At 44.9% G+C, this 20,126-nt stretch carries 17 protein-coding genes; 5 read left to right on the top strand and 12 right to left on the bottom strand.

All coding sequences use genetic code 11. The annotated features are described in order from the left end of the window. Positions 1-141: 141 nt before the first annotated feature. Both V7O63_RS02655 and V7O63_RS02650 read right to left on the bottom strand, forming a co-directional pair. Positions 142-2,736, bottom strand: coding sequence for a PKD domain-containing protein (locus tag V7O63_RS02655; protein WP_340819906.1), 2,595 nt, complete (start codon positions 2,734-2,736; stop codon positions 142-144). A gap of 92 nt (positions 2,737-2,828) precedes the next feature. Further along, entirely contained in the window at positions 2,829-3,851 is a 1,023-nt protein-coding gene (locus V7O63_RS02650; RefSeq protein WP_340819904.1) for a stage II sporulation protein M, read from the bottom strand. Positions 3,852-3,958: 107 nt separating this feature from the next. Here V7O63_RS02650 and V7O63_RS02645 point away from each other — a divergent pair, with 107 nt between their 5' ends. Together V7O63_RS02645 and V7O63_RS02640 are read left to right on the top strand one after the other, a co-directional pair. Continuing rightward, the gene (locus V7O63_RS02645) at positions 3,959-4,702 is read left to right on the top strand and encodes an ATPase domain-containing protein (RefSeq protein ID WP_340819902.1); all 744 of its coding nucleotides are present in this window, start codon (positions 3,959-3,961) and stop codon (positions 4,700-4,702) included. A gap of 12 nt (positions 4,703-4,714) precedes the next feature. Further along, positions 4,715-5,221, top strand: a complete 507-nt coding sequence (locus V7O63_RS02640) for a hypothetical protein (RefSeq protein ID WP_340819900.1) — start codon at positions 4,715-4,717, stop codon at positions 5,219-5,221. 12 nt (positions 5,222-5,233) lie between these two features. Here the strand turns inward: V7O63_RS02640 and V7O63_RS02635 are convergent, their stop codons facing one another. The 6 genes from V7O63_RS02635 to V7O63_RS02610 all read right to left on the bottom strand — a co-directional run bounded on the left by V7O63_RS02635 (position 5,234) and on the right by V7O63_RS02610 (position 11,825). Then, the gene (locus tag V7O63_RS02635; RefSeq protein ID WP_340819899.1) at positions 5,234-6,271 is read right to left on the bottom strand and encodes an EF-Tu/IF-2/RF-3 family GTPase; all 1,038 of its coding nucleotides are present in this window, start codon (positions 6,269-6,271) and stop codon (positions 5,234-5,236) included. Between the two features lie 50 nt (positions 6,272-6,321). Continuing rightward, complete coding sequence (locus V7O63_RS02630) at positions 6,322-7,488, bottom strand: RNA ligase (RefSeq protein ID WP_340819897.1); 1,167 nt, start codon at positions 7,486-7,488, stop codon at positions 6,322-6,324. 18 nt (positions 7,489-7,506) lie between these two features. Beyond that, positions 7,507-8,283 carry a CBS domain-containing protein gene (locus tag V7O63_RS02625; protein ID WP_340820777.1) on the bottom strand — a complete coding sequence of 259 codons (777 nt, stop codon included), beginning with the start codon at positions 8,281-8,283 and terminating at the stop codon, positions 7,507-7,509. Between the two features lie 41 nt (positions 8,284-8,324). Further along, a complete protein-coding gene (locus V7O63_RS02620) occupies positions 8,325-9,164 on the bottom strand; it encodes a CBS domain-containing protein (RefSeq protein WP_340819895.1) in 840 nt (279 codons plus the stop codon). A 693-nt stretch (positions 9,165-9,857) separates the two neighbouring features. After that, positions 9,858-10,466 carry a CBS domain-containing protein gene (locus V7O63_RS02615; protein WP_340819894.1) on the bottom strand — a complete coding sequence of 203 codons (609 nt, stop codon included), beginning with the start codon at positions 10,464-10,466 and terminating at the stop codon, positions 9,858-9,860. A 231-nt stretch (positions 10,467-10,697) separates the two neighbouring features. Further along, complete coding sequence (locus tag V7O63_RS02610) at positions 10,698-11,825, bottom strand: OB-fold nucleic acid binding domain-containing protein (RefSeq protein WP_340819892.1); 1,128 nt, start codon at positions 11,823-11,825, stop codon at positions 10,698-10,700. A 205-nt stretch (positions 11,826-12,030) separates the two neighbouring features. Here V7O63_RS02610 and V7O63_RS02605 point away from each other — a divergent pair, with 205 nt between their 5' ends. Beyond that, a complete protein-coding gene (locus V7O63_RS02605) occupies positions 12,031-12,663 on the top strand; it encodes an RNA 2'-phosphotransferase (protein ID WP_340819890.1) in 633 nt (210 codons plus the stop codon). 1 nt (position 12,664) lies between these two features. On the opposite strand, the gene rtcA is transcribed toward V7O63_RS02605, so the two are convergent. Together rtcA and V7O63_RS02595 are read right to left on the bottom strand one after the other, a co-directional pair. Further along, the gene (gene rtcA, locus V7O63_RS02600; protein ID WP_340819888.1) at positions 12,665-13,690 is read right to left on the bottom strand and encodes an RNA 3'-terminal phosphate cyclase; all 1,026 of its coding nucleotides are present in this window, start codon (positions 13,688-13,690) and stop codon (positions 12,665-12,667) included. Beyond that, complete coding sequence (locus V7O63_RS02595) at positions 13,687-15,051, bottom strand: FAD-dependent oxidoreductase (protein WP_340819886.1); 1,365 nt, start codon at positions 15,049-15,051, stop codon at positions 13,687-13,689. Before V7O63_RS02595 ends, rtcA begins: the two co-directional genes overlap by 4 nt. A gap of 644 nt (positions 15,052-15,695) precedes the next feature. Here V7O63_RS02595 and dnaG point away from each other — a divergent pair. Together dnaG and V7O63_RS02585 are read left to right on the top strand one after the other, a co-directional pair. Continuing rightward, positions 15,696-17,099, top strand: a complete 1,404-nt coding sequence (gene dnaG, locus V7O63_RS02590; protein ID WP_340819884.1) for a DNA primase DnaG — start codon at positions 15,696-15,698, stop codon at positions 17,097-17,099. A 274-nt stretch (positions 17,100-17,373) separates the two neighbouring features. Continuing rightward, positions 17,374-17,658 (top strand): UPF0058 family protein, encoded by a 285-nt coding sequence (locus tag V7O63_RS02585; protein WP_340819882.1) that lies wholly within the window; start codon positions 17,374-17,376, stop codon positions 17,656-17,658. Here V7O63_RS02585 and V7O63_RS02580 read toward each other — a convergent pair. Together V7O63_RS02580 and arcS are read right to left on the bottom strand one after the other, a co-directional pair. Next, on the bottom strand, positions 17,655-18,176 hold the full coding sequence (locus V7O63_RS02580; RefSeq protein ID WP_340819880.1) for an N-acetyltransferase: 522 nt from the start codon (positions 18,174-18,176) through the stop codon (positions 17,655-17,657). The genes V7O63_RS02585 and V7O63_RS02580 overlap by 4 nt on opposite strands. A gap of 22 nt (positions 18,177-18,198) precedes the next feature. Beyond that, the gene (arcS, locus tag V7O63_RS02575) at positions 18,199-20,046 is read right to left on the bottom strand and encodes an archaeosine synthase subunit alpha (protein WP_340819878.1); all 1,848 of its coding nucleotides are present in this window, start codon (positions 20,044-20,046) and stop codon (positions 18,199-18,201) included. Positions 20,047-20,126: the final 80 nt, after the last annotated feature.

Below are 20,126 nucleotides of genomic sequence, written 5' to 3'. Positions count from 1 at the left end.
GATATTGATCTGCAAGCTGTGGCTTTCTGAGAAGCTATTCATGAATATTATACGGTCACTGTTAATACGATAAAAGGAACCATATTATAAACAAAAAAAGAGAATTAGTGTCCAGAAGGACACTATTTGATCAAACTATTCTTATTGATAGGAACCCGTTCCTATCCATGTTCCATCTTCGTAGGTAGTTTCTCCAATAACCACGGAATCCACCACGAAGGTGAAATCCAGAGATGAAGTTATCGGATACTTTCCTGAATCAGAATCAACAGTTACTGTTCCACTTGCATCGGTTGTTGCAGAGTCAGAATCACCTGTTGTGCCTTCCCAGTGTCCGTTGACAATTGCTCCTGAAATAAGATTATCCTCTTGCATTACAGTTATCGTTGCAGTTGCATGGATAAAGACATTCTTGCCTGCAATTTTAAATACCGGCTCTACGTCAACTGTCACTACTGGTGCAACTACCGGAGCCTCAGTTATTTCTATAGTTCCGGTTGTGGTATTTGTAAGTCCTCCATCATCCGTCACTGTCAGGCTTACATTATAAACACCGATATTGCTATAGGTGTGTACAACTTCCACCCCGCTTCCGCTTCCGTCTTCAAAGTCCCATGCATATGAGACGATTGTGCCATCATCCGTTGACAGCAAAGCATCGAAAGTTACAGGTTCACCTGCATATGCAGTTGCTGGCATTGTGATCCTTGCTGTTGGAGCCTCATTCACCAGAATCTCATTTATAGTGATGCTTCCTGATGTAGTGTTTGTCAGCCCTTCAACATCAGTAACTGTTAGGGTCACGTCATATGTTCCGGTAGTAGTGTAAGTATGCTGAGGCTTCATTTCAACGGATGTGTCTCCATCTCCAAAGTTCCATGAGTATGAGATGCTGTTCCCGTCGGGGTCTGTCGAAGCTGATGCATCAAAATCAACTGCTTCGCCTTCATATGCACTGGAAGGCATGTCCATTACTGCCACAGGTGCCCTGTTTGGCTGAACAATTGTGACCGTTCCGGTGGTTGTATTAGTTGCCCCCATGTCATCGAAAACTGTCAATTCTACTGTATAATCTCCGGCAGTATCGTAAGCATGTGTAACATTTTCATCGTTAGAACTGCTTCCATCGCCTAAATTCCACATGTAACCCGTGATCATTCCATCAGTATCTGTTGACAACGAAGCATCAAAAAAGACTCCTTCGTCTACATTCGCAGTTTCGGGAGTGATAGTCATTACAGCTGCAGGTGCTTCATTCTGTGGCAGGACAACAACCCATCCTTCAGCAGTACCTATCGCACCTTCATTATCAACAACTGTCAGGTTTACAAGATAATCATTATCAGCAGTGTAGGTATGTGTGACGATTTCTCCGCTTCCTGTGTTTCCATCTCCAAAGTCCCATGTGTACGAGACGATAGTGTCATCATCTGTTGAACCTGATGCATTAAAGGTGATAGTATCGCCTATCCGGGTAATTTCAGGTGTGATGGTCATACTTGCAACTGGTGCCTGATTCCCTGCAGGCTCATAGTTCACTGCAGCATAAGCATCCACAAGACCATATCCATAGTAATCGTCCTTTCCATCATCTCCGAGGTCATAGGCTGTATCGTGCAACCTTTCCCTTACCTCATCAGGGTCCCAATTACTGTTCCCGTTGGTATCATAGTCTGCAGGTATTACCGTATTCAGCAACAGTGCCACTGTACCTGTTACATGTGGTGTCGCCATACTAGTACCACCTAAGTAATAATAAGAACCATATCTGGTTGGGAATGTGGAATATACATTCACTCCAGGACCTGCAATCTCTACCTGGGGGCCAATGTTTGAGAAATCTGCGATGATGTCATTCTCGTTAGTAGCTGACACTGCAATTACAGAATCATAAGCTGCAGGATAATCAACACTGCCACCATAATCATTTCCGGCTGCCGCCACTAAAACGACTCCACTATTGTAAGCATTATCACATGCCTTCCTAAGGGTATTTAGATCAGATGGGCCACTCAGACTCATGGACGCAACATCTATATCATTTTCAACTGCCCATTCCAGAGCAGATATGATAGAGGAGTAGTATCCCGATCCGCTGGAATCCAGCACTTTCAGTGCGTAGAGATCGGCAGCTGGTGCTACTCCAACCACGCCCTCTGTATTGTCCTCGGCTGCTACAGTCCCTGCACAATGTGTTCCGTGATATTGGTCATCCCATGGATCATTGTCATTATTCACAAAGTCATAACCGCCGACATAGTTATCGTCCAGGTCAGGATGGTTGTAATCGATCCCCGTATCGAGGATGGCAACCTTGATCCCGTCAGCTGTATTCGCATATTCTGAATGCACCTGTGAGGCTCCTATCTTCTCGATGCCCCAGGGAGTTGTTTGTTCCGTTGCATGAACCTTTGCATCATACTCTACAAGATCAATATTTGGGTTATGTGAGAGTCCGAAAAGTGCTTCTTCAGGAACATTTGCCGAGATCGCAGGAATTATGGTGTATTCCTGTTTAACATCTCCACCGGCTGCTTTAACCACGGCTGCATCAGGTTTACCTTTGAATGTGATAATAACCGGTATCTTTCCATTTTCAAGCTGCAAAGATGCAACCTCAAGATCATCTTCAAAACTGTACGTTTTTGGGCTGACAGCAAGAGCTGGTGTCAGTGTTCCCAGGGTCAGCATGCTAACCGCTAGTATTGCAAAAATTGTTTTTAAGTACTTATCCAATTTAACCACCACATGAAATGTGCTGATTAGATTATTTTGACTATCTTATAAATACTTAATTTCATCATAAAAAAATATAAAATGAAATGCGATCAGGCAAGCAATGGTTCCAGATATCCATCGAGCACAGCCATAACATGATCAACGACCTTCAGTGTAATGTCGGTCTCAATGTAAGCTGCAATCAGCAGTATCAATATGATAATAGCGAGCATCTTCCATGTGTATCCTGAGAGTATGTATTCCCTTGCAGCAGCAGAAGTATATGCAGCATCCTCTTTCAGTCCGATGATATCATTCCTGTCGAACAATTCTTTGTCTATCACATCATGGGCCTGTGAATATGCGAACCTGTATCCCAGAGCTGCTGCTACGAGGATCACAGGTATCTCGATGATGCCGTGGGGGATTATTGAGATGAAGAAATAGACAGCATTGTATAGCAGACCTATGAAGATACCCTTAGTTCCAAAGAGTTCAAATCCTGTCATCGCTCCGTTGAATACGAAGAACGCAAGGAGAATTCCCATGAGTGCTCCATTCACCATCAGTATCAGAAGTGGAACCGTATATGGAAGCATGTAGGAGAACATCCTGTACTCATCCTTGCCGTAGCCACAGTATTCCCAGATAGTTCCTTCCACTTTATCTTCGCTCTTTCCGATCAAGGAGAAGTCCCTGTCTACAAGTGCTGTTATTTTGATGAGTAAAGTGTACAGCGGCTTCATGGCTATCTCGAAGATGATGGAAAAACGAGAGTATATCCGGTGCTTCGGTCTCATGGCTATATCAGCGATCAACAGGGTGTGGACCATCATGAAGAGCCCTGTCCCGATAACGGCACAGGTGGCTGCAATACTGTTGAAGATGAATATGGACCACATAGGGTCGATGTAATTAGAGGTCACCTCTACCTTGGCAGTGGCTGCAGAGGCTGTGCTCATAATGACCTCGCTCACAGGTTCAGGTTCAGCGAAGGCCAGTGTCAGTATGTAGGCGACAATGCTCAGGAAGAATGCAATTATTGCTGATAATAAAAAGACACGGATGGTCCATCTTATATCTTTCATCCCGATCATGTACATATTTTCGTCCATATTCTCAATATTTCTCATGTAGAACTCTAATATTGTTGTTGAATTATCGATGCATTGAAATAGTTTAGGTATTATATAATTACTATACTATATTACTAACGTATTAATATTTGGGAAGTATGCAAATGCGGATACCTACAGGAATAGAGGGTTTTGATGATCTTGTGCAGGGCGGTCTCCTGACGGACAGAGTGTATGTGCTTAGTGGCCCACCCGGCAGTGGGAAAACAACATTCGGGGTTCAATTCCTTGCTCAGGGAGCGAGTACAGGTGAAGTAGGATTATATGTCACCTTGCTGGAATGTCCTCAGAACATCATCAATGACATGTCCAACTATGCCATGAATATTCCCACTCTGATAAAGATGAAGAAGCTCCTGTTCGCAGACCTTGGTCCGCGTATGGAATACGGTTACATGGATGAGGTCAACGAGTTCATTACCCCGGACTTCAATGTAAGTAAAAGTTCAACTGAATCAGAGGCACCTTCGCCTTCCATGGTCTTCAAGGAAATTGCGGCCTATGTCTCGGAATATGAAGTAAAGAGACTTGTTATAGACTCCCTGTCTGCTATCAGGTTCACGAGCAGGGACCTCTCCCTGCAGGAAAAGGAAATGAGCAGGTTCATACGCAATCTCAAGAAACTGGGATGCACCACACTGATCCTCTCCGAGATGACAGATCCCACAGCCTATTCCACTGAGCAGTTCGCTTCACATGGTGTCATCTTCATGCATAATTTCCTTTATGATAAGACGATGACCCGTGCTTTACAGGTCATAAAGATGCGTGGTACAAAACACGATTGTAACATGCGGAGTGTATCTTTCAGTGAAAGGGGATTGAGGATCGAAGGCTATCTAGAATGATGGTTGTTGCATATGGTAAAGATATTTAAGAGGTCAGAGGAGAAGAAGATCCTTCCGGACGAGGGGAAGGCCCAGCTTGCAGAAGCAAGTCGCAGATTGGGATTCGAGGTAGGGTACCACAGGCACTCTGAGATCGGCTGGGTCCAGGAAAAACTGACACAGATCAACAGGTTTGCCGATGTTTATGATCTCCGTGATCTTGTAAAAGAGCACTACAATCTCGGAAAAGAAGAGGGTTCCAGGTCCAAGGACAGGGACACCAAGACCGGACTTTCCAGACCAAGTAGTCCTGAAAAGCCTGAAAAGCCACCTTCTGTAACGGTGGAGAGACCAAAGAATGGTTTCACCTCGCATAATGTGTCAAGTTACAGGGCTCCTGAAACAGTTATCAGTGGTTCTTCCGATATGACACTTCAGCCGGGTCTTGTAGATCTTCCCGACAATATTGAAAGGACAAAGGCTATAGAAATGCCTTCGTTCCTGGATGGTATCAAACATCTGACACCAAAAAAGAAATGAATTTAGAAATGATCATTGTTCATAGCCGTGAGCTATGAACCTCTGTTTTTCATCAAGGTTCACAAGGATGAACCTGTCATTTTTACTATAGGCTATTTCCTTTGATCCCGTAAGCTTTAGAACATATTCTTTTCCAGATGCTGCAGTCTCAACCTTCTCTTCACCTTCAAGTATCTCAACTACCCTTACAGGTGAGGACTGGAGTCCTACATAGAGATGTAACATGTCATCAACATTGAAGGGTTTTGCAAGTGGTGAAAGAACACACTTCAGTGTGAAGTCTGTAGCAACGGTCTCAGTTTCTGAGAGCACAAAGCCCCTGTCGATATCCTTTGACTGGACACCTTTAAGAGCAAGTCCCACTCTGGCACCTGCAGGTGCAGATTTCGCATCCACATCATGCATCTGTATTGACCTGATCTCGAGTTCCTTCTTTGCAGGATATGCCACAACCTTGTCCTTTGCATTGATGGTTCCCTGGGAAACAACTCCAAGGACAACACATCCGATACCAGTGACATTGAAGGACTGGTCGATGATCGTGCGTGCCGGCAGGTCGTCCAGTTCTTTCAGTTCCTCTTCAACCTTTTCCCCGACTGTGTTTATGAGTTCCTTTAATTCTTCCATGCCTTCGAAAGAGGTTGTTGAGATCGCATGGTAGTCCCAGTTCTCAAGAACAGTCCCTGCTGTTACCTTCTGGAGTTTGGCTTTGAGCTCATCCAGCGCAAAAGGATATGAGGTGTCAGATTTTGTGAGAACGACGATACCGTGCTTGTAGCCCATGACATCAAGTGCTATTATACACTCGGCAGCCTGAGGGTCAAGTCCTTCAGGTGGAATGCATAGAAGAGCGATGTCTGAAAGATTGAGCGCTGTGACCAGTGATTTGACAGAAGCCGGATAACCGGTGGCATCAATGGTTGTGAGTATCATGTCATTCTTGGCATAGTCATACATAGTTATGTCACTGACATTACCTTTCTTTCCAAGTTTACCGGCAAGTGTTGTCTTGCCGCTCTTCTCACTTCCGATGATTGCGATCTTTGTCATATAGGCACCCTTTTTGTGCTTACGATCGACCTATTAAGATATAGTCTTTTTCATGACCACAACTGCCCTTCAAGCATTGCAAGGGTCTTGTCATTTGTACTCTTATTCATCTTCTTTACACTTATGACGTATTCATCACCTGTTTTTTCAGGTTCCTCGAAGACCACATAGAGTCCCAGTCTCTCCAGATATGCCCTGAACTTTTCAACCACTTCCAGGTCTTTCACCCTTATCCTGAAATCGTCGGATATCCTCACACCGCTCTCAACTTCTGCTATGGTCCCTTTCATGGGTCTGAGTATGCTTTCCCCAAGGCTCAGGCAGCGCTTTTTGAAATCTTCCTCACTTTCGTTCCATTCGTGGGACTGGAAGCCTTCCCGCACTACCCTTGAGAAGAGATAATCCCTTCCTGCCTCATTGTAGAATTTGAATGCCTGTTTTAGATCATTACAATTACTTTCAGAACATGTGTATTTTATTGGTTGCAATACCATCTCCGGATCTTTGATAACGACGCCTTCCCTTCCACTCCTGCCGAGTTCCCTGATGATCTCCGTTATCCTTTTTGGTGCTTCAATGATATCGAATTCTCCAAAGAGTCTTACCTGCTTGAATCCGTATTCCTCTGCAAGTTCTCTTCTCATTTGCAGCGGGAGGACTTTGCCTGTATCTCTGTACCTTATATCAAAAACAAAGAATTCCAGTGAATCTATGCCATAGACATGCTTCTGTACATATGGGTTCTCAGGTCCGGCCATCTCTCCATAGACAACGATGTCAGGATGGTCTGTAAAGATATCCATTTTCAGGAGATTCTGTACCCTTTCAGTTGAATAGGGACAGATGTGTCCACTGCGGGTAAAGGCAATGAGCTTTCCGTTATATTCGATGACACGGACGTTATAGCCGTTCATCTTCTCCTCGACGGCAACGGTATCTATCCCGCTGAAACTTCTCTTTACCGCAGGTTCAAGGAGCATTGCACGTTTTATTTTAGGAAAACCCCTCACAAGTTCAAAATGGTCGTAATGGTCGATGAGCACTGTACCATCCTCAAGATGTGGTGCGTGCCCTTCGAATCTATATATGTTGTTATATTCGTCCCAGTTCTGTTTCAGATTCCTTTTCTCAATTATATCTTCAAGTCTGGAAGGGGAGAGTTCCAGGAACTCTGCCGCCTTCTCAACATCGAACTCTATCTTCGGGTAGTATCTCATCACCAGACACCTGGGTTCTTACTCGCCCATACCTCTGATGATACTTCTCCTGGTTACGATCCCTACCATCTGTCCCTCAAGATTGAGAACAGGCAGTCCTCCAAGATTCTCCTCAAGCATCATCTTTGCCGCATCACTGGTCGGGGTGTTCGTATTGATGGTCTTGACCCCCATCTTCATGATATCCTCGACGATAAGGTTCTTGATGCGTGCTTCCTGCTTGCTTCCTTCCACAAGGTCACGGAATGAACGCATTGCATTGGCAATGTCCTTCTCGGTCACCATACCAACGAGTTTGTCACCCTCGATGATGGGAACCCTTCCGATGTTGTTGTCAAGCATTACCCTTCTGATATGGCTGACGCGGTCAGCAGGTCCTGCAACGATAGGTCCCTTCTGCATGATCTCACCGGCGTATCCGGTGAAATTATTGTTCTTGAGTATCTCGTTCGGGGTAACCCATCCAACTACTTTGTCATTGTCCATGACAACTATCACACCTCCGTTCTTGATCATGAGTGTGATCGTATCGGTTACCTTTGTGTCCGGAAGTACTTTTACGAAATTATCAGAGATGGCGGTTGCAACGTGCAGGGAAGAAGCTGGCTTGCTTCCCTTCTTCCGCGTACCGAGCTCCTTTGAGATATTTCTCATTGTAAGTACTCCAAGCAGCTCATTATCGTGTTTTACCAGAAGACGTCTTGTTCCCTTCTTTTCCATTACGTCAAGTGCGTGGGAAATGGTGTCTGACTTATCTATCAACAGTGGTTCTGCCATTATGTCCTTTACTTCCATTGTAATTCCTCTTATCGTTCTCTTTTCTGGTCTTTCGATGCTCACTGCACTGCTCTGAGTATATCTCTCCTGCTGATAAGTCCGATGATCTTGTCCCCGTTGACAACAGGGAGAGCTATTGTGTGTTCTGAGAGCATTATCTTTGCTGCATTCACTGCCTTGTTGTTGGCATCCATGGGATGCGGAAGCTCTGACATGATATCTTCAGCAACAAGAGGTACCTCTTTTACGTAACGATATTCCTTGTGACCCGCAGGGCTTGAACGCCTGGTCATCTTTATGCTCTTTGATGGAAGATTTCCTTCATTGTCAGACATTATGTTGAATGCCACATTCGTCGTTGTGATGATTCCTACTGCCTCATCAGCATCATCATTGACAATGACACGGTTTGTCTCACTTGCTTCCATTTCATGGATGACGTGATTGATGGTGTGGTGCCTGTGTACGAAAACGATGTCTTCATCCATGATATCTGATACCTTTGTCTTAATATCCTGTTCAGCGAAGTACCTCATGATGTCCGTTCCGGTGACTATTCCTTCTACTTCTCTGTTCACCACAGCCAGTGCATTTATGCCATTCTCTATCATGAGTTCGCTTGCCTGTGCGACTGAGGCACCGGGATATATTGTGATAGGGTCTTCATGCATCACCATGCTCACCGGGATCTTGTCGATCGGTCTCCTTCTCCACATTGGCTCGGCCTGAGCGAGTCTCTTTCCAAGATCTGTCTTTGTGACTATACCGACCATTTTTTCATCCTCAGCTACCACCAGGGTACTGATCTTATGCTTGAGCATAAGGTTTCTTGCATGTGCTACGGTTTCTTCCGGTGCTATGGTAAAGACCGGTGAACTCATAATGTCCTTCACATTCATGTTGTTCCTCCTTCTGAAAGTCTGGGATTACAAACCAAAACCAGACCTGCAGGATATTTTTTATCCATTTAAGAGCTCATCATCATTCTATCACAATGATCGAAGGCTCTTCTTATTTTATTCATATACTGGTCCATGGACCTTCTACTTCTATCGGGAAACGTTCCCTTCTCTCATCTTATGAGAACCATACTGTGACAGTTCTCATCGTACTCAGGTTTTAATCTCCACCTCCTGATGGATTCTAATGTCAATTGATATGACCATGTCTTCAGTTCGAGGTACGTCTGTATATGCAAAGAGGTCCTTTCTTTGGGATTCTATTGTCCTGTTTTCCAGGTCACTGATCATCACATTAATTTTCAACTGAACCACTGTGCTCCATAACATCACAAATTTACCGGGGGTTCAACATCATGATCTCCAGAAGTCTGTGAGCGGCATTCAAGTCTCATGGCAAACGGCATCTCTTCATGAAAGTACCCTGCAGCACCTTCAAAATGCAAATAAACTATGTCTGTCTGCAGTAATAGTAGGTCCTGCTAACACTGAACTGCACAAAGGGACGATTTTCCCCGGGCTGATATCAGGTGTTGCTTTGAAAGTCGATACATTTCTTCGTTTAAGATATATCGGGACAGACATTTATTTCACCAACTTGAAGTGTCCTCTATCAATTGACCGTTCAAAGAACTAGTCATAGTAACCTTCTTCCTCTTTGCAGTCCTCACAGAGCGTCGATCCATTGACATCCACCAGACTGTCAACAAGAGCACCGCAACGCTGGCATATGCCACGTTCGAGCTCAGGTTCCGTGTGGAGTTTGTTCTCATGGTTCAGTTCTATAAGTCCTTCCAGGATCGTTGTCAGACCCGGAGCTATGGCTATGATATCTCTGTCAGTTATCATTCCCTCAATGTGGTCCCCTTCCATTACAGCAAGCCTGCGAATGTTGGATTTGACCATCATTTCAGCAGCTTCGATGATACTTGTCGAAGGCCTGGTTGCTATAATTGGGGACGACATGATCTCCTTTGCCGTCATCTCAGAAGGAAGCACATTCTTTACAACTGTCTTGGTGATAATATCATGTTCAGTTATAATGCCGATATTGTCGGCATCCTCTGTAACAATAACGCTATCTGTGTCATTTTCTGCCATCTTTCCTGCAACTTCAAGAACACTGGCACTGACATCGATGTCAAAGATCGTCTTTGACATTGTTTCTTTGACCGACATCTCATTCTGGATCTCCAGAATGGAAACATCGGTTTCCATGTCGTTCTGAACACTCAAGACCATAAGACGTACTTCCGAATCCCGGATAAAGGAATCAATTACCTATAGTCCACTAAATAAAATGTTGATTTTAATCGTATAAATAGGTGTTCGTGGACGAACCCGCTCCCATTCAACTTACCTGCAACATGTCAATTGAATCGGTTTATGGACAAATTAAAGAAAAAAGGGCTATCCCGGGTTTATATCAAAGTTCATTGTTGAAAGTCCCGGGCCTTTCAAAAAAGATGTTCTTTAGTGTATATTTATCCTTGTACGGTTACCTGCACTGAGCTCGACCTCATCGTTGAAACCGGATTTAGAGAACGCATCCATTATGTCGATGTTCATATCGATATCAAGCTGGTCCACAAGAAGCGCATGGTCACCCCAGAGTGCTATTCTTATCCTTCCTGTATCATCGGAGACGTAGATGTTGGATACCATGTTGACTGTTCCGTCGTCCCGGTTGAATTCCCTTATCTCTCCAAGACCGGACACCTGTCCTGATATGGAGTACGGTTCCCCTGGTATGATATCTGCGATAGGCGTGAAACTCTCTTTGAACACTACCTCTTCCTCTATCTTCTTGATAACACTACGGTTACCCACCTGCATTTCGACCTGCTGGTTGAAATTGTTCTCTTTGGCATATCCGTTGATGATCTCTACGGAGTCGTCGACCTCCAGTTCATTTGTAAGGTCTGACATCTCATCCCAGAGTGTCACTCTTATCTTGCCGGTCTCATCACCGATAAGTATGTTTGCTACCTTTCCGGTGCCTCCATCCCTTTTGTTGAATGTCCTTACGTCGGATATGTCAAGGACCCTTGCACGGATGTTGATGTCACCCATGCCGTTCTGGATGTCCTTTATCTGTTTGGAATCGATACGTGCTTCCACATTCTCATCGGTCTCACAGAAAACACCATTATTACCGATATTAACCTCGGTACCTGAGTATCCGTCCTTCACATAACCAGCGATCTGGCAGTTCTGACCGATCTTGACATCTCCGCTCTTCACGAGGTCTGCCCTGTCATCCCAGAGTGTTACACGTATGGAGCCTGTCTCGTCTGCTACTACTATATTAGCTACTCTTCCAACGGTGCCATCATTACGGTTGAATTCCTTTGCAGGGAAGACGGTCATCACCTTTGCAATGAACTTCACATTGCCGCTGTCAGGTGTTATGTCGGATATCTTCTGTAACTGGCTCTCTCCCGTATCACTGACTCCCAGGTCATGTGCTACAAGCATGGCTGCGGTCCTGGTATCACAAAGTCCGCTCATCTGTTCCACTTTTTCTTCAACTTTGCGTGTAAAGTCATCTTTACTGATGACACCACCAAGTTTTTCGTATACGTCGTTGATCTCGTCCATAATTATTACCCGGATTATACCCTGAAGATAAGATTAAAAAGTCCTTATTATCTGCCGATCTACCTTTCACGTAGTCTAATATACTTTATATAATTAATCTTGCAAAGAAATGTGAGTGATGTCTGGTCCCTGTTATCTGCTGTTTTCCTTATTTTTACGTTATTTTGATAAGATATATTAATTATGAAGAGCATTTGCAGTTATCATGATCCGTAAATGTAAAGAGCATGGCTATTTCAGGGGAGAGGAATGCCCTGATTGTGGAGAAGAAGGACGTTATGTCCTGGATGATGATCGGGAAGAACGTCTTGGGAGGTTTGTTTCCGGTGCATTGAGGCATTTCCCTGATGATGTAGGTATCGAGATGGACCAACAGGGATGGGTGGATCTTGATCAGCTCTGCGAGGTCATGAAAAGGCGTTACAAATGGGGTACCATGGAGCGCTTGGTCTCACTTGTCGAATCTGACAAAAAGGGACGCTATGAGATAGATGACGGTTACATCAGAGCAAGATACGGTCATTCGGTAGATGTTGATCTTATCTCAGATTATCCTGCAAACGAGCTGGACTACCTGTATTATGGTGTCAGCCAGGAAGAAGCGGACATGTTGCTGGATAATGGTATCTATCCTATCAGACAGACGTATGTACACCTGAGCACCTCTTTTGACAAGTCAATGGAAGCAGCTTCGGTTCACACCGACAGTCCTGTGATAATCGAGGTAGATGCTGTCAATGCTCAGCAGGATGGTGTGGATATCGTTACTGTGAACAATGATATCGTCCTTGCAAGGGGCATCCCGCCGGAGTATCTCACAGTAGTAGAGGATGAATAATTCATTCCACAACTACTTCGAAAACTCCCTCTTTTTTGCTTTTGCTCCTATCGTTGATCTTATTGATACTGAACTTCACATCGAGCATCTGCTCTGTCACATGGATGTTCGTAAGGCAGTGCTGAGTGATCTCTCTTGCAGTGAACGATCCTTTCCCTGCAAGTCCCATGTAAGGTATCAACTGGTCTGCAAGGTGAATGTCAACTGACGCAGGGGATAGTATCTCCTCGAGCAGCACCTGTGCAGCCCGGGCACCGACCTTTTCAGCAGGCAAGCCTCTCTTCCCTATGCTTACGGAACCTGTAAGGTCAGACCAGAGTGTTATGCCACTTCCTGTTGAGAGGAACTTTCCTGTTTCTACCTTTATATCTGTTTCAATACCATTCTCTTCGAGTAAGGATCTTGCAGAATCCGCCTGTCTCTTTGCAACATGTTCCGGCAGGTTGGAACAATGCGATACCCCTGAAACTTGCGGTGGAACGTTATGTTCCTTAAAATGGTGTCCTTTAAGAACAGAAGGCATGATCCCTATCGTCGCAGTTCCTCCTCCCTTAGGGTAGTAACCACGTCCTATGGTCTCAATTCCTGCTTTGTATCCCATTTCTGAAAGCGCCTTTAAGGTCACTTCTTTAACATAGTCCACAGAAGGGGACCATGCAACGTCGGTACCGCCTGTAATTCTCAGTTCTGTCTTACCGGAGGAATAGGCGGCTATGGGCATAATGGTCTGCATTAGGAGAGGAATACTCCCTGCTGTACCGATATGGATATCTTTTTGAAACCCCTCTATTTCCGATGGAGAAAAGTATATCTTTGTGGAACCAGGAAAAAGTCCCTTGATATCGGCATTGCAAATAAGGCCAGCAGTTTCTATGGATTTTAGATGTTGTGGTTTGAGCCCTTCCTTTGGTCGGTTACGGCGTATATCCTTTATAGTTACATCTTCGTTGATGATCGCGGAGAGAGCTACAGCTGTTCTGAGTATCTGTCCTCCGCCTTCACCATAGGAACCATCTATCTCTATCATTTCTTTCTGTTGCGCATCTTCTTAAGTGCACCTTTTGCAGCGAAACTCACAGGGTCTATGAGCATTGCTAAGGGAGGTGCATAGCATGTTTCGATATTTGCCAGTTCATCTACAGTTGTCCTTTTCTTTATGGCGAGTGTGAGTGCATCAATTCGCTCTTTGACTCCCCCGCCTCCAACTACCTGTGCTCCTGCCAGATATCTGTCAATGAATATGAGCTTGATGAAAATATCACGTCCGCCTGGATAATAACTTGCACGTGTAGAACCAGTGGCTATTCCTGTTACTATCTTAATGTTATTTTCCATCGCGGTCTTTGAAGTGATCCCTGTGGTCCCTGCCTGAATTTCTCCTATAAGGGCTACCCAGGGATTCAGAATGGGGTCGAATTCCATTGGCTCTGATGTCAGATTGTTGGTAATGATACCTGCCATTCTTCTCGCAGTGCTTGCTACCTGGCTCAACATCGCTTTTCCTGTGATCAGTTCATGGACCTCTGTGCATTCTCCGCCACAGTATATGTCCTGGTCGTATTCTCCTCCAACAGAAGGATGCAGGTATCTGTCAACTATTATCCCACCAGTCTCTCCAATATCTATGCCTGCTTCAGATGCCAGTTCATTCTCAGGGCTGACGCCAGTGGCTATTATTACGAGGTCTGCAGGGAACGCGGTGGAGGTGATAGTGACGGATTCGACCTTATTTTTCCCATTTATGGATTCCGGTACGTAGCCTGTTATGACCTTCACCCCCAGGGATTCCAGGTGTTCCTGTACAGGATCTGCCATATCGGGGTCTATATTATGTGAGAGGATCGATGGACTTCTGTTGATAAGTGTGGTATCGATGTTCCTCCGGGAAGTGGCTGCTGCCAGCTCTGCACCTATGGACCCTCCTCCTATTATGATCGCTCTGGTTACATCATTCAATGCCTGGTCTATTTTCTTTGCATCAGACAGTGTTCTCAGAGTGAAGACATTCTCCAGTGTGGCACCCGGGATGGAAGGTATCTCTGGTGTGGAGCCTGTGGCAATGACAAGTTTATCAAAAGGATATGTTTCTCCAGCAGAAATGATGCACCTTCCTTTAAGGTCGATAGAATCGACTTTTGTTCCAAGTCTGAGATCGATCCCCATGTCCCTGAATGTCTGTGGGTCCCTCAGGATCAGTGAATCAAGGGAATCTATCTGTCCTCCTATGGCGAATGGCATTCCACACTGGCTGTATGCTGTGTGCTTATCCGTGGAAAAGACAGTTATGGAATAGTTACTGTGGCGTGTGAGGCTTGTGGCAACGGCCATGCCAACTGCACCGGCACCTACTATTATTACTTTCCCTTTTTTGTGCTCATTTTCCTGCATGTTATTTTAGATGTCTGTCTGGATATTAATCCTGTTCCCTGCTTGTGTGACAGGTAAGGATGAGTGTGTTTTATATTTCAACTGTCACAAGGGTCCTGATATGGGCAACTATGTCAAAACATCCTGAAAATATACAGGTGTAATGTCAACCCATAAGTTTATAAAACTTTGAATTCTATTACTTTATGCGATCATTATGATATGATCATACCATGCTTGAAAACAAGATAATACAGATACTACGAACAAGGGTATCTTTCAATAATACAAATTAAGTCATTCGTAATTCACTACCGATCCAACAGGATCTTCATCGATAAAGCATCTGTTACAACATAAAAAAGATGCGTAAGAGGTCAAAAGCTAAAAGTATTCAATGAGGGATTTAGCAATACTGCTTATGACCAGGCCAGTAAACAGTTGAAATAGCACATTTACATTTTGTGCAGAGTGTATCTTACTGCTGTTCTCAGCTTGGCGTTGGTTAAGATAAGGTATAGATCTTAATGTTTAATCATTGAATTTAGTCCTGCTTACATAACGGACCTTTCGTTGCGACCTATATTCTGGTAGCGTTATTGATTCACTTTTTTGTATTCCGAATTGTTCCGGTATCTTCATTAATAAATTTCGGAGATTATTACATGCAAAATGCAGATACTACAAAATATATAATTCACTCTAAGATCAATGCAGATGGAATAATAGAACGCCCTGATATAGTTGGTGCGATCTTTGGCCAGACCGAGGGTTTGCTTGGTTCCGATCTGGATCTCCGCGACCTTCAGAAGACAGGAAGGATCGGCAGGATCGAGGTTGTGGTCAGTGCAAAGGCTGGTAAGACCAGAGGTACTATTCTTATTCCATCAAGTCTCGATAAAGTAGAGACCTCCATACTTGCAGCATCCCTGGAAACCATAGACAGGGTAGGACCCTGCAGTGCCAAGATCGAGATAAGCCACATTGAGGATGTAAGGGCAACAAAGAGGCACCAGATCATCGAGAGGGCAAAGTTCATCTTCAAGGGTATGTTCGATGAGAACCTCCCGGAGTCCCAGGAGATAGCTGATGAGGTACGTCAGTCCGTAAGGATCGAGGAAATGCAGTACTTCGGTAAGAACAAGATCCCATGTGGACCGGCAGTATTCGATTCCGACGCGATCGTCGTTGTAGAGGGCCGTGCAGATGTCCTGAACCTTTTGAAATACGGTATCAAGAACACCATCTGTGTAGGTGGTACCAACGTTCCTCCTGAGGTTGCGGAACTCACCAAGAAGAAGGATACAGTAACTGCGTTCACTGATGGTGACCGTGGAGGGGAACTTATCATCAAGGAACTTGTGCAGGTAGCAAACATTGATTTCATCGCAAGGGCACCTGATGGGAAGAGCGTTGAGGATCTCGTACAGAAAGAGATCGTGAGGTCACTCAGGCAGAAGGTTCCTGTGGAACAGGTGATCGATAAGTATCTTGTCAAGGACAAGAACGGACAGAACGACAATGGTGGGCGTGCACCTCGTCTTTCAAAGCGCAAGGACAGAAGGGCTGCACCAGCGCCTGATATTAAACGTGTAGGTAGTCCCAAGGTTAGCAGGCCTTCAAGAGAACCTTCAAGGGAACCTTCAAGAGAACCTTCAAGAGAATCTTCAAAGCCTGCAAGGGGAAGAGACTCCAGAAGGGATTCCAGAAGGGAAACTGGCATTGAAGCACCAGAAGAAGAAAAGCCAGTGGAAGCAAAGTCTAAGAAACCTGTATCTCCTGAGAACAAGAGGTTCAAGACACATGCATCCGACCTGCTTGGTACTTTCAGTGCTCGATTCCTTGATGGCAAGGACAATGTTGTCAATGAGACTGCTGTTCGTGACCTTGTAAGCACGCTGAAGGATTATGAGGATGAGGTTAAGACCGTTGTCTTTGACGGCGTGGTCACTCAGAGGATCCTTGATATTGCAGCAGATAAAGGAATAGAGCGTCTGGTCGGTGCCAAGGTGGGCAATGTGACCAAAAGGCCCGCTTCTGTCAAAGTTCTGACTGCCTCCTCATTGTAATTTATGTATATTGTGCTTGCGCACAGTATATATTTCTCTTATTTTTTATTGAATTAATTTTTATTGACTATTTTTTTTATCATGGAGTAATATGTCTATCTATCATGTTTAATAATTGTAATTAGGCAGAAATGCTTATAAATCGACCAGTCGGAAATCTTTTCCGGGGGAAATGCCTTTAATAAGAAATTTCCCAACTATGTACGATGCATTATTTTTGACAGTGCACAAATGAACATCTCAAGTTCTTACAAATATGCGAAGGTTGGTTGGTATGCATAAAGATGAATTGATACAATTGCACACATTGATGGCACAGATAAAGAAGCACTTTGAACAAATGGGTATTCACAACCCTTTAGGCGAATATGATTCCCTTTCTATAAGTCCTTTACATGTACACAGGAGCAAAGCTGAACACAAACATGCAATATTCGTTCTCGGTAATGATATTGCCTCTGCACTTTCCCAGGATGATGTATCCGGTGTTGGCAGGACGTCTTCCAGAATGCAGGAACTTGCTTTAAAGGCAAGTGAAAGCGTGGCACATACGAACTAGGTCCTGTAAGGGAATCCAAAGGCCTGCTTCTTCATCGATGAAGCTGACCCTTTTGAGCTGTCAAGGAAAACAGGTTCAAAGGGAGTAAGGCGCTTCTTCATTATCAGGCCATCCTCTCCATCCGAATAATAGCCATGCTCGATCCAGCATGGTAGAAAATCCATCCGCCTGTAGAAATTCTGGGCACGGACATTTGTTATCCTTACTTCAAGGCTTGCAAATTGAAGGAACTTTGTCATGAAAACTGCCAGGATCGAACTCATCAACCTCGCTCCGATCCCAAGGCTTCTGTATCCATTTCTCACAGCGAGGGAGAATATCCTTCCTTCATTTGAGGATAGTGCATATCCGACGACGAAGCCCACGATATAGTTCTCATATTCGGCAACGAGGAATCCTTCGCTGTTCATTTCATAGAAGTTCATGTAGAGGAATGGATTATGTTCAGAGAATGCCTCTGACTCTATCTCCAGAACCTCTTCAAAATCGGATGGTTCGAACTTCCTGATAAGTAACATCTGTGGTCCACTATGGTCTGTTTCATTCTATCTTCTTTACATGACGAAGGTCGATCGCAACCCCGCGGTGAGATCTTCTCATCTCATCTCCGTTCATGTTTGCTCTACCAACTGCGATTGCCTTCTTTCCACGTATGAGCACCTCATCGTTAGGTCTTATCGATGGGTCGGCATCTGTAATTCCCGGTGCAAGTAAAGAGCCACGTGGAACAAAATCATCGATCTCCACTATGTGATTTCCACGGTCCTGTTCCATAATTGCCCTGGCACCATCAATGGTGATCGCAAGGGTTCCGTATTGTGGTATAAGTGTGATGAGCTGCTTCTTTCCGACGAACACCTGATGCTTTGGGAAGGGTCCTTTTATGGTCGAATCTTCAGGCACGAGTATCTGGCCTGAGCCTTTCCCGAACTGATAATCTGCGACTGCTTTCATGAGATCCTTCTGGGTCTGCATGTGGCTGCGTTTCCTCCCGGTGGCGAGTTCGGATATGGTGGTGCTGAGCTTCTTCAGCGACTCCTGTGATGTCACATTACCAAGGCTGGTATATATTATATCTATGCCAAGTTTCTCTGCCACCATCTCACATATCTGGCGGTAGGCATCCTCTACATGTGCAACTATTGACGTGTATCTATGCTGTAACAGGTAGTTCTCAAGGCAGGATGCCACCCATTCTCTCTCTTCGGCATCCCAGTATCCCGTTACGGTAGTATCGTAGTGTGCTGCAGGATATGTAAGTTCAAGCTCTCTGGGCACGATTCCCAGAGGTGATGTGATTATCACTTCGTGGACGAATTTCCTGTTCTTCCCAAGGGCATTGATGAACTTCCAGTGGGAATTCGATGTGGAATATGGTTTTTTAGCAGAACACGGAAGAAGTAACAGGATATCGGTTTCCGGTGGAGTATATCTTTCCTGTATCCTTTTTGCGAACCTGACGATCTCGACCCTGTTCTGTGATTCACCGCAGGTTGCGATAAGCGCCCCTTTCCTTGCGATAGGCGCCTTGCTTTCCATATATTCATACTCGGCATCTGCAAGTCTCATAAGGGCAGTAAGCCAGGGATGGACCCTGCATTGTCCTTCGATGTACTCACGCAGCATTCCCTTGCGTATCTTTTCCCTGACAAGGGCTGCTTCTGCTTCCATCGTATCGATATTGTGCTGTTCAACTATCTTTGCCCTGCTCTTCTTATCCATCTTCATGAGATCTGATGCACTTGTTGATGAGCAGGCGCTGCATCTGCACGGGAGTTCTGACAGTGAGTCCAGGTAGAACTGTCCTGCTGTGGTGAGGAATATATCATTGTGTGCCGCGATGATCGCTCTTGTATTGTCAAGGACATCAACGCCAAGGTAAACGAGCAGTGCAAGGTTCTCAGGGGTGCATATGTTAGGTGCATAGATGGCTGTATCGGATGCTACCGTATCTCTCATTCCGATCAGTGTATTGAGAAAGGTCCTTGCATTGTTCTCGAAGCAGCCTGCTCCCTCCATTACATAGAGGTCGTGTTCCTTTACTTCCTGCCCGGGAATGTATATGGTCCCTGTGGCTCCGGTGCTTGTAAACTCTGAACTTTCTGCAAGCTTCATTGCAAGGTCACGTGGCGCATCAGGGGTGAGGTCCTGATGAGGGAGGATTATCAATGCATCATCACCGGCTCTTTCCCGGAGCTCTGTCAGCTTCTTCTCAGCTTCTTCTCTGTCTGCATATTTCCATAGTGAACCGCTATCTATTATGGGGCTCTCAGAGGAACCAAGGCTTCTTGTATCTAATATGTAAGGGGTCCGGATAGTCTCTTTTAACATGAGTTTCCCTATCCTTGCAGCGCCATCCCGCTGCTCTACCTCAAAGTATTGTGTCATTGCTGCTTAATAGTTGTAGTCTGATGTAAAGGTTTGCCCTCACCAAAAAGTATAAATCTTCCCATCCCTCTTAAAAAACG

Origin of the sequence: Methanolobus sp. WCC4 (assembly GCF_038022665.1) — an archaeon.
Classification (GTDB): Archaea; Halobacteriota; Methanosarcinia; order Methanosarcinales; family Methanosarcinaceae; genus Methanolobus.
This window is presented reverse-complemented; position numbering and strand designations above follow the sequence as displayed.

Excerpts from the sequence above, each read along its gene's own strand:
- V7O63_RS02650 (WP_340819904.1), bottom strand. The coding sequence starts at position 3,851 with ATGAGAAATATTGAGAATATGGACGAAAATATGTACATGATCGGGATG.
- V7O63_RS02645 (WP_340819902.1), top strand. The coding sequence starts at position 3,959 with ATGCGGATACCTACAGGAATAGAGGGTTTTGATGATCTTGTGCAGGGC.
- V7O63_RS02640 (WP_340819900.1), top strand. The coding sequence starts at position 4,715 with ATGGTAAAGATATTTAAGAGGTCAGAGGAGAAGAAGATCCTTCCGGAC.
- V7O63_RS02635 (WP_340819899.1), bottom strand. The coding sequence starts at position 6,271 with ATGACAAAGATCGCAATCATCGGAAGTGAGAAGAGCGGCAAGACAACA.
- V7O63_RS02630 (WP_340819897.1), bottom strand. The coding sequence starts at position 7,488 with ATGAGATACTACCCGAAGATAGAGTTCGATGTTGAGAAGGCGGCAGAG.
- V7O63_RS02625 (WP_340820777.1), bottom strand. The coding sequence starts at position 8,283 with ATGGAAGTAAAGGACATAATGGCAGAACCACTGTTGATAGATAAGTCA.
- V7O63_RS02620 (WP_340819895.1), bottom strand. The coding sequence starts at position 9,164 with ATGAATGTGAAGGACATTATGAGTTCACCGGTCTTTACCATAGCACCG.
- V7O63_RS02615 (WP_340819894.1), bottom strand. The coding sequence starts at position 10,466 with ATGGTCTTGAGTGTTCAGAACGACATGGAAACCGATGTTTCCATTCTG.
- V7O63_RS02610 (WP_340819892.1), bottom strand. The coding sequence starts at position 11,825 with ATGGACGAGATCAACGACGTATACGAAAAACTTGGTGGTGTCATCAGT.
- V7O63_RS02605 (WP_340819890.1), top strand. The coding sequence starts at position 12,031 with ATGATCCGTAAATGTAAAGAGCATGGCTATTTCAGGGGAGAGGAATGC.
- rtcA (WP_340819888.1), bottom strand. The coding sequence starts at position 13,690 with ATGATAGAGATAGATGGTTCCTATGGTGAAGGCGGAGGACAGATACTC.
- V7O63_RS02595 (WP_340819886.1), bottom strand. The coding sequence starts at position 15,051 with ATGCAGGAAAATGAGCACAAAAAAGGGAAAGTAATAATAGTAGGTGCC.
- dnaG (WP_340819884.1), top strand. The coding sequence starts at position 15,696 with ATGCAAAATGCAGATACTACAAAATATATAATTCACTCTAAGATCAAT.
- V7O63_RS02585 (WP_340819882.1), top strand. The coding sequence starts at position 17,374 with ATGCATAAAGATGAATTGATACAATTGCACACATTGATGGCACAGATA.
- V7O63_RS02580 (WP_340819880.1), bottom strand. The coding sequence starts at position 18,176 with ATGTTACTTATCAGGAAGTTCGAACCATCCGATTTTGAAGAGGTTCTG.
- arcS (WP_340819878.1), bottom strand. The coding sequence starts at position 20,046 with ATGACACAATACTTTGAGGTAGAGCAGCGGGATGGCGCTGCAAGGATA.